Here is a 13,274-nt window from a genome sequence, read left to right on the forward strand (position 1 = left end):
ATCTTTTTACATAAGATAATATTTTCTTTAGGCCAAAGGGGAAACATTTTAAAAGCTTTGCAAGTTAAAGTATAATTCAAGTAGATTTTGGAGGTGGCCATTGTGAATAAAATTACATTTTTAAATGATTTAGAAAGTGAATTAAGATGGTTGCCTAGAGACGAAAAAGATAAAATTATGTATGAATACGAAGATGTGTTCTACGAAGGTGAAAGAGAAGGGCGCTCAGAACACGATATTCTAAATGAAATGGAAAGCCCGAAAAAAATAGCGAAAGAAATTTATGCGCAAAAAGCTATCAAGAATGCTGAATATGCGCCGAACGCACAAAATGTCACCAAAGCTGTTCTCGCTACGTTAGGTCTAGGCATTTTATCTTTAATTATCATATTGATTCCATTATTCTTTGTGGTTATATTTATGATTATATTATTGCTTGCTTCGCTCGTACTTTTATTATCTCCAATCATTTTATTTGTAGCGAATGTGATGAGCGGATTTTCACAATTTGTTTTCAGCGATTTCCTATTTGCCTTTAGTTACACAGGTCTTGGAATTATCTTTATTGTCTTTATCTTCAAGTTGGTTGAAGTGATTTATAAATTAATTCTGAAGTATTTACGTTGGAATTTGAAATTGATTAGAGGGAGCATAAGCGCATGAGAAAACTTTTATTAATTGGCATGATCACGTTTGTTGCTTTCTTCTCACTCGGCACTTTAGTCTGGTTTGTTCATGATCAAAGTAATTTGCCAGAGGAGCGTGTTGAAAAGACATTTCATAATAAAGACATTCAAGATATTTCAATCAGCGGCAATCGTGCAGACATCAAAATTGTACAAGGTAAGGAATTGAAGCTTAAATATAAAGGACAACGTCCTATTAATTTCTCAGAACATAATCATATCCTTAAAATTTCTGAAGATAAAAAGGATGAAATAGCGCCTAATATTAATCCATACAAAAGAACGAAACAAGAAATGATTGTCGAGGTACCAAAGAAACAATTAAATGATATTAATATTTCAACAGATATCGGCGCAATTAAATTGGATGGTGTACAAGCTGCGACAACCACAATTTGGAATAACATATCAGATGTACATATTAAAGATTCCAAGTTGGAAAGTGTAGATATGAAATCAGAGAGCAGTAAGTTGGCATTTGAAAATAGTACTTTAAAAAACGGCAATTTCAAAATTCATTCTGGCGGTATCAGTGGAGATCATTCATTAGTAAAAGAAAGTATTTTTATATTAGGTACGGGTCATATCAATTTCTCAAAGATGGCGAATTCTTGTGATATTAAAGCCTCAACGAAAAGTGGCAATATTACATTAAGCTATTTACATCCGCCGAAAGATACATTGTTAAGATTAAACCCTGCTGAAGGTAAGAAGTTGGTAAAAAATCCTCACTTTAAAAATGATAAAGTCGGTAAGGGTGAAAATGTTTTAGAATTCTATACGAATAAAGGTAATATCACAATAGTATAATGAACGTTTCAACCAAAAAACGATTTTCATCAAATGTTAGATGAAAATCGTTTTTCTTTGTCTATATTTCTATTCAATTATAATGTGCTGGATTCTGTTTGTTGTGCTAAAACGCCGTCTTCCATTTGGTATACTTTATCGCAGAATTTCATTAAACGTTCATCGTGTGTTACGACAAGACAGGTTTTATTTAATTCCTTGGTTTCTTTCTTTAAGATGTTCATGACTTCCATCGCATTTTCAGTATCTAGTGAAGCGGTAGGTTCATCAGCTAAGATAATAGATGGATTTGTATACAATGCTTTGACAATCGCAACACGTTGTTTCTGGCCGCCAGAAATTTCGCTTGGCAGCTTATTTTGAACTTCACTTAAACCTAATCGTTCTAATAAGTTAGTCAGTGCTTTATCACTTAGCACATCTTTCTTTTGTTTTTTCAACAAGGTAAATTGCTGTTTGACTGTTAAAAAAGGAACCAAGTTTGTGGCTTGCAAGATAAAGCCGATTTCGTTCATACGCGTATGTGCTAATTGCTTTTGAGAAAGATGTGTAATGGCTTGGCCATTCACATAAATTTCACCTTCAGTCGGTGTTTGTAATGCTCCGGCCATCGTCAAGAACGTACTTTTTCCTGATCCAGAGGGGCCGATGATGCCGACGAGTTCGGTCTTATTAAATTGTACTGTCGTTGGTTTAACAGCTTCGATAATTTTATTACCATCTTTAAAACGCTTCGTGACGTCTTTAAACTCTAACATTAGTATTTTCACTCCTTTTTATCCAATGGCTTTTAATGGGTCTACTTTACGGATCGTTAAAATAGAGAACAGACTTCCAATGAGTGATACAACAATCAAGACAAGTCCATAGATAATTAATGTCACAGGATTAAATGCGACAGGCACAGCATTCGGTAAAAAGGCACCTGTGATTAGTGTCAGTGCTAACCCGATTAATGTACCGATTAAAGAAATCATAAAGGTTTGTGCTAAAACGACTTTAGCTAAGTAACCATTTGTGAAACCTTGTGCTTTCAATACACCGAATAAGTTTGTTTTTTGAAGTGTAATGACATATAAGAAAATACTGATGACTGTTGCTGAAATAATAAATAAGAAAGTAATCATAAAGTTAAGTGTCAGATTTTGTGCAGTGTAACCAGGTAAATTTTCAACGAAGTTTTCAATGCTGACTGCTTCTAAATCAGAATTGAGTGATTTATCTTTCCAATCTTTGTCACGAACCACCACAGCATTCGTTTTATCTTTGGTTAATTTCGGGTTGATACTTTGAATTGTATTATAATTACCGAATAATACAGGTGATGCGTTATATTTTGCGCTTTCCGTAAATCCAACAATTTTCAGCTTTTCATCTGATTGGGATAAAGATAATTTATCGCCGATTTTAAAGCCTTTATCTTTTAAAGTTTCATCTGCGATGACCTCATTATCTTTATTAAATTTATGTCCTTCTAGTAATTTAGGAATTAAGAAGGATTGTTTGGATACGCCGAATAAGAGGGCATTTTCTTCTTTTTGACCATTAGAAACAATAACGGCAGATTGTTTGAGTAACGCGGATTCTTTAAATTGATTTTTTGTTTCTTTTGTATCGAAGACAGATTGAGCGACAGTTTGATTCGCATCTTTATTTAAGACAATCGCATCTGCATGCCATTTATCTATACCTTCACGGTTCATATTAATTAAACCGCTCGCAAGGCCTGAAAGTAAAAAGAGCAGGTAACTGATCATAATCAGCACACCGATGATTAATCCGAATTTTAATTTATTTCGTTTCATCTCGTTCCAAGCTAAAAACATAGGAGAACTCCTCTCGAGTATTTAATTTTGAATGTTGAGTTGATTATGATTGAAGACTATCAACTTAATTAATCAATTATAACTTATATAACTCAAATATGAAAAATAAAACAAAATGTATCAAACTTTTTTTGCGAATACTTTTAATAAAAGAAGTGGGTTGGGAGTTAATTTAGATTGGGATAAAGAATTTCAAGATATTCTTAAATCAAGTAAAGTCTTGCTTTTTCTAATAGAGCAGATAAAAATAAAAGCGAAAAGACTTTAGCACAGTGTCTTTCCGCTTTTAATCTATTATTCAGATGCGAAGGCAATGTCTGTATCAATTTCGCCATGAAGAGAGGTAATATCTAGTTCGTTGTGGTTAAGCCATTGATTAAAATCAATGCATACAGGTGTTTGATTTTCGCCTAAACTGATCCAAGCTTTCATTGTTTCTGGTTGATACATAGATGTATGAATAGTACCAGACCAGCTGCTGAAGAGCTTACTGTAAATTTCATATTGCGGATCATTAAAAACTTCAAAAGCTTTCATTTTATCCATATGGATATCTGTTTGTTTTAAAGTTTTAGCTAATCGTGCTTTAGATTCTTTGGTGTAGTTACGATTTTCATGCGTCAGCAACTTGAAATGGTTAGTGCACGTACGATCATAACGTACATCTAGACCTCTAGGTGTCACTTCTACAATCGCGTGTTGATTATGTTTATCCATCATAATGTAACTGAATGAACTACGATGAGGAATTTCTTTTAATAAACGAATGGCTTCATCTGTATCACGACAAAGTTCTAAAATTAAGCGTCCAATCATATAACAAACAAACCCGTCTTGCGGATGTTTACGATGCATAAAATTATAGCCCATAGCGAGACCCGCAGAATTAAGCCCATCCATTCTGCCTGTGACGCGAGAAGTAGGACCAATTTGGGCTAATCCACCGTCATTTGGTTCATATAATAAATAGCGACCATCATATGTGGCAGGGTGATAGTCATAATTGCGCACTAAATAATTGTCGCCAAGAAAGACTGTACAGCCGCTGTCTTTCTTAATAGGTGTAAAACGATAATGTGCAAAATTAAAAACAATTTGTCTAATCGGTAATTCAAGCACTTCACGCATACCCATTAATTCTTCCCAAATTTGCGGTGCATATTGTTGGAAGATTGCATGTGTTTCATTAACATCGATATCAAAGCGTGGTAAGCGTTTCTTCCATTCTTTTTCTCTATTTTGCATGAGTTTAGTTGTTTTCATCCACTTGCCTGTTTCAACACCTAAATCATAATGTGATCCTCGAAATGTCATAATATCTGAGTGTACTTTTTGCATTCAAAATAACCCCTTAATGTTTCTCTTGATAATGTTACAAGAATGTAATTATTTATTAATAGACTTGGGAAATCAAACCATATTATAATATATATGTAGAGAAAAAACTGTAAATACGGTTTGTAAATGTCACTTGAAACGAAGATAGATTACGTTTAGAGGTGATTCATATGGTACAAGATTATTATAATAAAGCATATGCCGCTGTTTACAGATGGTGGAGAGGCGCGTAATACGTAATTCTTGTGATTTTAAGAGGTTAACCTTTTTCGGTTAGCCTCTTTTTAGTATAATGGCTTTAGACATGCTTTAGCTTTTTTAATATAGGGTATATGTTTTAATGACCAATTTAAGTATGCTATTATTAGAGCATGCAGGCGATTATTTTTATAGAGGTGAAATCAAAATGTTAGACTTTATTAAAGGCTTTTTTAAATTCTTCTTCAGTTTAGCACTTATCGTGTCAGTTGTAGTTGGCGTAGGTGTGGCTGTATTTGCTTTCATCTTCAAGAAAGACTTTGAAGATATCGAAAGAAGAACAAAAGAAATCGTTGCTGATATTGAATCAGGCAACAGTAATTAATTGTAATAGAATTAATGTAAAAGCACTTGCTGAGTTGAATTCAGCAAGTGCTTTTTTCATGAGCCTAAAAGGCTAAGAAGCGTTACGACATAATGTGATTTGGACAATATCAAGCAAAGAAAGTTTAATTTGCTGCTGTTGTTTCAAATTGATACCGATTAAGACTTGATCTAAGTAATTGATTTTGTCTGGCATCATTTTGATAGTTTGTATCCAACCTCCTTTAAAGTAGCGCACACGAATGGGACATTGTTCTTGAAATGCGATATGAATCTGTTGGTTCAATTCATGAATTTGATCTTCAGATAAAATAGGGCGTTCTATCTTAGTTTGATCTACCGCATATTGATGCAGACGTTCAAACTGTTCGGGCAATGTTGCAAAAGGTGCCCATTTCACCATGCCTCTGCCCATCGGGATATTCGCATCGAGCTCCTCCCGTGGAATTTTTCGATAATCTGTTTCTTCTTTAGACGTTTCCATCACTATCACCTGCTTGAGTAAGAGTTGATAATTTCATTATACGAACACTTGTTCGTATTTTCAACTGTAATTAATAGTTTAGCAGAAGAAAACCGTTTCAGAATTGAACTATTATCATTTTTCAGAATAATCCCGTACAATAGGAGGTAAGATGAGGAGGTAATAATATGACGAAATCAGGTTATATTGGATCTTACACAAAGAAAGAGGGTAAAGGGATTTACCGCTTCGTACTAGACGAAGACAAAGCAGCAGTCACTGAAGTTGCGACTGCCTATGAAATTGAGGCTTCTACTTTTATTGCACGCCACAATCAATTTTTATATGCGATTACGAAAGAAGGCGAACGCTGCGGTGTCGCAAGTTTCAGAGTTGAAAATGACGGCACATTGACTTTACTTAATAAATGCTTAGACTCTGTCGAAGGCACAGGATGTTATATTTCTGTATCAGAAGATGGCAATTATTTATTTGAAGCGGTCTATGGTGCAGGACTTTTACGTTTATACGAATTAGATGCAGCAACAGGTGAAGTTGTACGTTTGATTGAAGAGTTGGAACATAAATATCCGACAGGCCCGCATGAACGTCAAGAACATGCACATGTCCATTATGTGCAACAAACTCCAGATAAAAAATATGTTGCTGCATGCGATTTAGGTACAGACAGAGTAGTCAGCTACACATATGATGAAGAAGGCTATCATGAAGCAGCGGTATCTGAATTTACTGCAGGTTATGGCCCACGCCATATCGCATTCCATGAAAATCAACCTTATGCATATGTTGTACATGAACTTTCAAATAAAGTGAGTGTTACCAAATATGATGACGGCCATTTTGAAGAAGTAGGCGTTTATGTAACGATTCCAGATGACTTCAGAGAAGCAACGAAACTGGCTGCAGTACATTTATCTCATGACCAACGTTTCTTATATGTCAGCAACCGTGGTCACGACAGTATTGCAGTATTCGAAGTCAGCGACAAAGGTGACACATTAAAATTAGTTGAAATCGTGAAAACTGGCGGTGAATTCCCACGTGACTTCAATATTTCAGATGATGATCAATATATTGTATGTGCACATCAAGAAGGGGATTCTCCAGTGACTGTTTTAAAACGTAATAAAGAAACAGGCCAACTGACATTAACAGATGACAAACAACATGCTGCAGAAGGTGTCTGTGTCATTTTTGATTAAAGTAAAACAGTTGTAAATGTATAGAGTAACCAGCATCTTTTGATAGGTGCTGGTTTTTTTATGGAATTGTTATAAGAATTATTTATCATATGAATTATAAAAGGTTATGTAACCGTTTGCATGATTTTGGTTAAATATACGGATTTTTGTGATAAAATTAAAAAAACAACATGTACAGGGGTGCTTTAAATCAGTATCAGATTTAATTTTCGATTGATTTAAAGTAAAACATGTTGAATTCAAGGGGGGATTGGTTATGCGTCATTCACAACAAACAACTTTTCGCATACCGGGACGTCTGACATTCTTTTCTCAACCAAAGAAACAAAAATCTTATAACTTAGGCCAATTAATAGGTTTGATTTTAGGACCTGTACTCTTTGCGTTGATTTTAATGTTTGTACATCCTGAAGGTTTATCACATCAAGGGGTTTTCGTTTTAGCAAGTACTGCATGGATTGCGGTGTGGTGGATTACAGAAGCGATTCCTATTCCGGCAACCAGCTTAATGCCATTAGTGCTGATGCCGATAGGTCATGTCATGGATCCTGCACAAGTTACTTCTGAATATGGTAATGATATTATTTTCTTATTCTTAGGCGGCTTCGTGCTTGCGATTGCGATGGAAAGATGGAACTTACATACACGCGTAGCTTTAATTATTATCAATAGTATCGGAACAAGTACTGGGAAAATTTTATTAGGCTTTATGTTAGCAACTGGCGGCTTATCAATGTTTGTATCTAATACAGCAGCAGTAATGATTATGATTCCAATCGGCTTAGCGATTATCGCAGAAGCGAAAGCTTTAAACGATAAAGAACATCATAAACACAATTTATCTAAATTTGAAAAGTCATTAGTCCTTGCGATCGGTTATGCAGGAACGATTGGCGGTATGGGAACATTGATTGGAACACCGCCTTTAATTATTTTGAAAGGGCAATACCATACAGCATTCGGTGAAGAAATCAGCTTTGCGAAATGGATGTTGATTGGTATTCCGACAGTTATTATCTTATTATTCTTGGCTTGGGTTTACTTACGTTTTGTTGCCTTTAAACAAGAATTGAAACATTTGCCTGGCGGTGATGATTTAATCAAAACCAAGTTGAAAGAATTAGGCAAAGTCACATTTGAAGAGAAAGTTGTTTTCACTGTCTTTACCACAGCAAGTATTTTATGGATTATCAGAGAGTTTTTACTCAAACAATGGGGACCGACCTCACTTGTTCAAGATGGTACGATTGCGATGTTCGTGTCAATTATATTATTCATTATTCCAGCTAAAAATAATAAAAAATACAAACGCATTATTGACTGGGAAGTTGCGAAAGAATTGCCATGGGGCGTACTGATCTTATTCGGAGGCGGTTTAGCTTTAGCAAAAGGTATTTCAGAGAGCGGCTTAGCGAAATGGTTAGGTGCACAATTGACAGCATTAAATGGTGTCAGTCCTTTACTCATCGTGATTGTAATCACTATGTTTGTGTTATTCTTAACAGAAGTTACATCCAATACAGCGACTGCGACTATGATTTTACCAATTTTAGCAACACTATCTGTCGCAATCGGCGTGCACCCATTATTATTAATGGTGCCAGCCGCAATGGCTTCAAACTGTGCTTACATGATGCCAGTCGGTACACCACCGAACGCCATTGTCTTCGGGACAGGTTTGATTTCTATTAAGAAAATGGCAAGTGTCGGCTTCTGGGTCAACTTAATCAGTGCAGTTCTCATTATATTAGTAGTTTATTTCTTAATGCCATATGCATTAGGTATAGATATTAGCGAACCATTAAAACCACTTAAATAATAATAAAGGAGATAGGCTAAAGTATTGTACTTTAAACCTATCTCCTTCTTTTATGTTGATTTTAATTATGATTTAAGTGTTGGTGATTGATAGATGTGTGAAAGGTTGCGACGTTTGATTTGTGCAGGTTTTAGTTCGGGTTGATCAAAATACAGACCATCAATATCATGCAATGTTAAAGTTTGTGATGTATCAAACTGATTCTCAGCAATTAATACATCTTTGTGCTGCGTATTATAGTAACCGCGAATATGAATCGCGTCTTTGGTCATAGGCCCTTCAAACTGGTTATTAATAATATAAAGTTCACGACCGCCTTGAGCTCCCATACGTTGTCCAGTCAGTACATCTGCAGTGTTTTTATCATCTTTCGTGCCTAAAAAACGCACGCCGCCAGCACAATTTAAGAAATGATTATCCATGATATATAAGCTGTGTGCTTTAAAAGGTGTCAACGCAAAATCTTGTGTCTGATGGAATGTGTTGCGATAGATAAAAATATCGTGATAAAACTGATTGTGACGTGTTGCATGTGAACCGATTGCGCGATTCCAACTCTTGAAGCCTGGTGTTTCTGAAGGACCGAAATAGCATTCAGAAACCATAGTGTTTCTTGTAATTGTACCATCTCGCGTTCCGAATTTAGGGAAAGCACCTGGTACTTGAATATCAAGTTGTATTGCTTCAGAAAAGCTGCGATCACCATCAATATCTAAAAAGCCTTCGAAACTGCAGCGTGTGATCAGCGTATCTTCAACACCGCATGCATCAATTGCGTGACCGCCGACGATGTCTTTGAAGCGGATATTATATAATACAATACTTTGTGCGTGACCTAAGCACATCGCAGTGTTGTTGTCTGGAATACGACTGCCATTCATATCGAATGTACCGCCGATAATTGTGATATGGCTATTGCCGGTATAACCATGATAAAGTCCATTTCGCATCCCATTTTTAAGTAATGCATCTTTGCCTTGACGCTTAATAATTGCTTCTTCATGTAAGAATAGTGTCGTGCCTTCATAAATCGTTAAGGCACGTTTGACATGAAATTCTCCTTTCGGCACAAAAATCATACTGCCTGGATGTTGTTTTGCGAGATTTAATGCATGCTGTAATGCTTTTGTATCCTTATGTTTATTTTGACCTGTTAATCCGAATTCAGTTGGGTATATCAACATGGTTTTGACCTGCTTTCTTTATTTCATTAGTTGTATAAAACGGGGTAAACTCGATAATTTGTCAAATTTAGGTTATCCTATTAATTAACAAGATATCACAAAATTGGGGGTAACGCATTATGGCAAAAAAAGCTTTAATTGTTGTAGATTATTCATATGATTTTGTCGCACCGGACGGCAAGTTGACTTGTGGAGAACCTGGTCAGGCGCTAGACAATTTTATCGCAGAACGTATGGAAGCGTATGATAAAGAAGGGGAAGCAATCTTTGTCATGATGGATCTGCATTATGAAAACGATCCGTATCATCCAGAAAGTAAATTATTCCCGCCGCATAATATCCAAGGCACTTCAGGAAGAGATTTATACGGTAAAGTTAAAGATGTTTATGAAAAAATTGAATCACATGAACATGTGCATTATTTAGATAAACGCCGCTACGATTCTTTCTTTGGTACACCTTTAGATAGTTTATTACGTGAACGCGGTATTATTGAAATCGAAATTGTTGGTGTATGTACAGATATTTGTGTACTGCATACAGCTATTTCCGGTTATAATAAAGGGTATGCAATCACTATACCGACAAAAGGTGTTGCATCGTTTAATCCAGAAGGTCATAACTTTGCGTTAGAACATTTTAAAAATGTCTTAGGTGCGAAGGTAGAATAACAGAATAGACTCGTGATAAAATAGGATTAAATAGGTATGAATTACAATAATTAATGACAAGGAGTGTCTCAGGACATGGAAAGTACTTATATTTTCGGGCATAAAAGTCCAGATACAGACGCAATTAACTCTGCCATCATTATGGCTGAATTTGAACAATTAAACGGCAATACTTCTGCGAAAGCATATCGCTTAGGTGAAGTGGGCCCTGAAACGCAATATGCTTTAGATTACTTTAAAGTAGAAGCACCAGAATTATTATCAGATGATTTAACAGGTAAAGACGTTATTTTAGTAGACCATAACGAATTCCAACAAAGTGCAGATTCAATTGAAGGTGCCAATATCCGCCACGTTGTGGATCACCACAGAATCGCTAACTTCCACACAGCTGGTCCGTTATGCTACCGTGCAGAACCACTAGGTTGCACAGCAACAATTTTATACAAAATGTTCAATGAAAAAGGTTTTGATATCAAACCGGAAATTGCTGGTTTAATGTTATCTGCCATCATTTCAGACAGCTTATTATTCAAATCACCAACTTGCACTGAGCAAGATAAAGACGCAGCAAAAGCATTAGAAAAAATTGCTGGTGTAGATGCACAAGAATACGGTTTAGAAATGTTAAAAGCAGGTGCTTCTACATTGAATAAAACAGCAGTTGAATTAATCAATGCAGATGCAAAATCATTCAACATGGGTGATTACACAGTACGTATCGGCCAAGTTAACACAGTAGACTTAAATGAAATTTTAGGCCGTCAAGCTGAGTTAGAACAAGCTATCACTGAAACATTAAATAATGCTGAATATGATATCTTCGTATTAGTTGCGACAGATATTTTAAATAGTGATTCAGCTATCTTAGTATTAGGTGAAGACAAAGATAAAATTGCGCAAGCATTTGGTGTTGAGTTAGATAACAACACAGCATTCTTACCAGGTGTAGTATCTCGTAAGAAACAAATCGTACCGCCAATCACTGAAACATTATCATAAGCAGTTAGACGCTGTTTATGCATGAATATAGATTAAACTGGAATGGGCTAAGATGATAAACAAACAAGCATTCATTGTGTCATCTTGCTTTTTCCAGTTTTTTATTATAAATTTTGGTAATTGAAGTGTTGGTAAAAGTAATAAAATCATTATAAAAGATTAAAATTAGGGTAAAATTGAGTAACAAGGATAATTGTACGAAAGGAGTTAGAGAACCTTTGAAATCAATCGAGGAAAAATTTAAAGACTGCCAAGGGTATTTTAAAACGCATATTACTAAAGATATTAAATACCGTAGAAAACAACTTAAAGCATTGAAACATGCGATTAATAAATATGAAAATCAACTTTTAGCCGCATTGCATTTAGACTTAGGAAAAAATAAAGTAGAAGCGTATGCGACCGAAATCGGTGTCGTATTAAAAAGTATCAGTGCCGCTCGTAAAGATATACATAAATGGGCGAAAACGAAACAAGTGAACACGCCGCTCTATTTGTTCCCGAGTAAAAGTTATATTAAAAAAGAACCATTAGGCACAGTTTTGATTATCGGACCTTTCAACTATCCAGTTCAACTTGTATTTGAACCTTTAATTGGTGCGATCGCAGCTGGTAATACAGCAATTATCAAACCTTCAGAGCTGACACCGAATGTAGCTTCTGTGATTACAAAAGTCATTGAAGAAGCATTTGAATCAGCTTATATTACTTCAGTTGAAGGCGGTGTTGAAGAGACACAAGTCTTGTTAGAACAACCATTTGATTATATTTTCTTTACAGGCAGTGAACGTGTCGGACGTATTGTATATGAAGCAGCAAGTCGTCATTTGACACCTGTGACGTTAGAACTTGGCGGCAAGTCACCGGTTATTGTAGATGAGACAGCAAATTTGAAAGTCGCAAGTGAACGTATTGCGTTTGGAAAATTTATCAATGCGGGTCAAACGTGTGTAGCTCCTGACTATATCTTGGTCCATGAGTCGGTCAAAGCAGACTTGATCAAGGCCTTGCAAGGTACTATTAAAGAGTTCTATGGCAAAGAACCGGATAAAAGTGAAGATTTCGGACGCATTGTGAATGATAAGCATTTTGAGCGTTTACAAGCGTTGATTCAGGACAATCAAGATAAAGTGGCTATCGGCGGTGAAACACATGAACCTTCACGTTATATTGCGCCAACGGTATTAGATAACGTGACTCCACAAGATTCAGTGATGGAAGAAGAAATCTTTGGACCGATTTTACCGTTGTTGACGTATCAAACATTTGATGAAGCGGTCGAATTTATTCAAGCACGAACACGTCCGTTATCACTCTATTTGTTCAGTGAAGATGAAAATAATACGGATCGTGTCTTAAATGAACTATCCTTTGGCGGCGGTGCTATCAATGATACGTTAATGCAGTTAGCGAATCCAAATCTGCCATTCGGCGGTGTAGGCGCTTCTGGTTTCGGTAAGTATCATGGTAAGTATTCGTTCTATACGTTCACACACGAGAAATCATATATTTATAAAACTACACGCTTAGAATCTGGAATAATATTCCCGCCTTACAAAGGGAAATTCTCTTATATTAAAAATTTATTCAAATAGTAAAATGAACTATCTGATTGAAGTAGAATAACAATAATAAAACTGGGTCGAACTTTGAAAGCAAGGTTCGACCCA

Annotated in this window: 13 protein-coding genes; 8 read left to right on the forward strand and 5 right to left on the reverse strand. The window is 35.7% G+C overall.

The annotated features are described in order from the left end of the window. Positions 1-102 precede the first annotated feature (102 nt). Entirely contained in the window at positions 103-663 is a 561-nt protein-coding gene (locus HMPREF2603_RS02170; protein ID WP_002481704.1) for an HAAS signaling domain-containing protein, read from the forward strand. After that, the gene (locus tag HMPREF2603_RS02175; protein ID WP_060803976.1) at positions 660-1,496 is read left to right on the forward strand and encodes a DUF4097 family beta strand repeat-containing protein; all 837 of its coding nucleotides are present in this window, start codon (positions 660-662) and stop codon (positions 1,494-1,496) included. Before HMPREF2603_RS02170 ends, HMPREF2603_RS02175 begins: the two co-directional genes overlap by 4 nt. A gap of 77 nt (positions 1,497-1,573) precedes the next feature. Here HMPREF2603_RS02175 and HMPREF2603_RS02180 read toward each other — a convergent pair whose 3' ends face one another. From HMPREF2603_RS02180 to HMPREF2603_RS02190, 3 genes are all read right to left on the reverse strand, one after another. Next, complete coding sequence (locus HMPREF2603_RS02180; protein WP_060803975.1) at positions 1,574-2,254, reverse strand: ABC transporter ATP-binding protein; 681 nt, start codon at positions 2,252-2,254, stop codon at positions 1,574-1,576. Positions 2,255-2,272: 18 nt separating this feature from the next. Beyond that, on the reverse strand, positions 2,273-3,322 hold the full coding sequence (locus HMPREF2603_RS02185) for an ABC transporter permease (RefSeq protein WP_060803974.1): 1,050 nt from the start codon (positions 3,320-3,322) through the stop codon (positions 2,273-2,275). Between the two features lie 294 nt (positions 3,323-3,616). Then, positions 3,617-4,660, reverse strand: coding sequence for a C45 family autoproteolytic acyltransferase/hydrolase (locus HMPREF2603_RS02190; RefSeq protein ID WP_002481700.1), 1,044 nt, complete (start codon positions 4,658-4,660; stop codon positions 3,617-3,619). 406 nt (positions 4,661-5,066) lie between these two features. Here HMPREF2603_RS02190 and HMPREF2603_RS02195 point away from each other — a divergent pair, with 406 nt between their 5' ends. Further along, positions 5,067-5,243, forward strand: a complete 177-nt coding sequence (locus HMPREF2603_RS02195) for a hypothetical protein (RefSeq protein WP_096754678.1) — start codon at positions 5,067-5,069, stop codon at positions 5,241-5,243. 72 nt (positions 5,244-5,315) lie between these two features. Here the strand turns inward: HMPREF2603_RS02195 and HMPREF2603_RS02200 are convergent, their stop codons facing one another. Further along, entirely contained in the window at positions 5,316-5,726 is a 411-nt protein-coding gene (locus tag HMPREF2603_RS02200; protein ID WP_023015882.1) for a YolD-like family protein, read from the reverse strand. Positions 5,727-5,893: 167 nt separating this feature from the next. Between HMPREF2603_RS02200 and HMPREF2603_RS02205 the strand changes: the two genes are divergently transcribed. Both HMPREF2603_RS02205 and HMPREF2603_RS02210 read left to right on the forward strand, forming a co-directional pair. Beyond that, entirely contained in the window at positions 5,894-6,928 is a 1,035-nt protein-coding gene (locus HMPREF2603_RS02205; protein ID WP_002481697.1) for a 6-phosphogluconolactonase, read from the forward strand. A 256-nt stretch (positions 6,929-7,184) separates the two neighbouring features. Beyond that, positions 7,185-8,747 (forward strand): SLC13 family permease, encoded by a 1,563-nt coding sequence (locus HMPREF2603_RS02210; protein ID WP_002481696.1) that lies wholly within the window; start codon positions 7,185-7,187, stop codon positions 8,745-8,747. Between the two features lie 65 nt (positions 8,748-8,812). Here HMPREF2603_RS02210 and HMPREF2603_RS02215 read toward each other — a convergent pair whose 3' ends face one another. Beyond that, the gene (locus HMPREF2603_RS02215) at positions 8,813-9,931 is read right to left on the reverse strand and encodes a glycosyl hydrolase family 28-related protein (protein ID WP_002481695.1); all 1,119 of its coding nucleotides are present in this window, start codon (positions 9,929-9,931) and stop codon (positions 8,813-8,815) included. Between the two features lie 119 nt (positions 9,932-10,050). On the opposite strand from HMPREF2603_RS02215, the gene HMPREF2603_RS02220 reads away from it, so the two are divergent. The 3 genes from HMPREF2603_RS02220 (at position 10,051) to HMPREF2603_RS02230 (ending at position 13,199) form a co-directional block, all read left to right on the forward strand. Next, entirely contained in the window at positions 10,051-10,602 is a 552-nt protein-coding gene (locus HMPREF2603_RS02220; RefSeq protein WP_060803973.1) for a cysteine hydrolase family protein, read from the forward strand. Between the two features lie 75 nt (positions 10,603-10,677). Continuing rightward, a complete protein-coding gene (locus HMPREF2603_RS02225; protein WP_002481693.1) occupies positions 10,678-11,604 on the forward strand; it encodes a manganese-dependent inorganic pyrophosphatase in 927 nt (308 codons plus the stop codon). A 218-nt stretch (positions 11,605-11,822) separates the two neighbouring features. Then, positions 11,823-13,199, forward strand: a complete 1,377-nt coding sequence (locus tag HMPREF2603_RS02230; RefSeq protein WP_023015878.1) for an aldehyde dehydrogenase — start codon at positions 11,823-11,825, stop codon at positions 13,197-13,199. The last annotated feature ends 75 nt before the right edge of the window (positions 13,200-13,274 follow it).

The sequence above is a fragment of the Staphylococcus sp. HMSC055C03 genome (assembly GCF_001809385.1).
In the GTDB taxonomy this organism is placed as follows: domain Bacteria; phylum Bacillota; class Bacilli; order Staphylococcales; family Staphylococcaceae; genus Staphylococcus; species Staphylococcus simulans.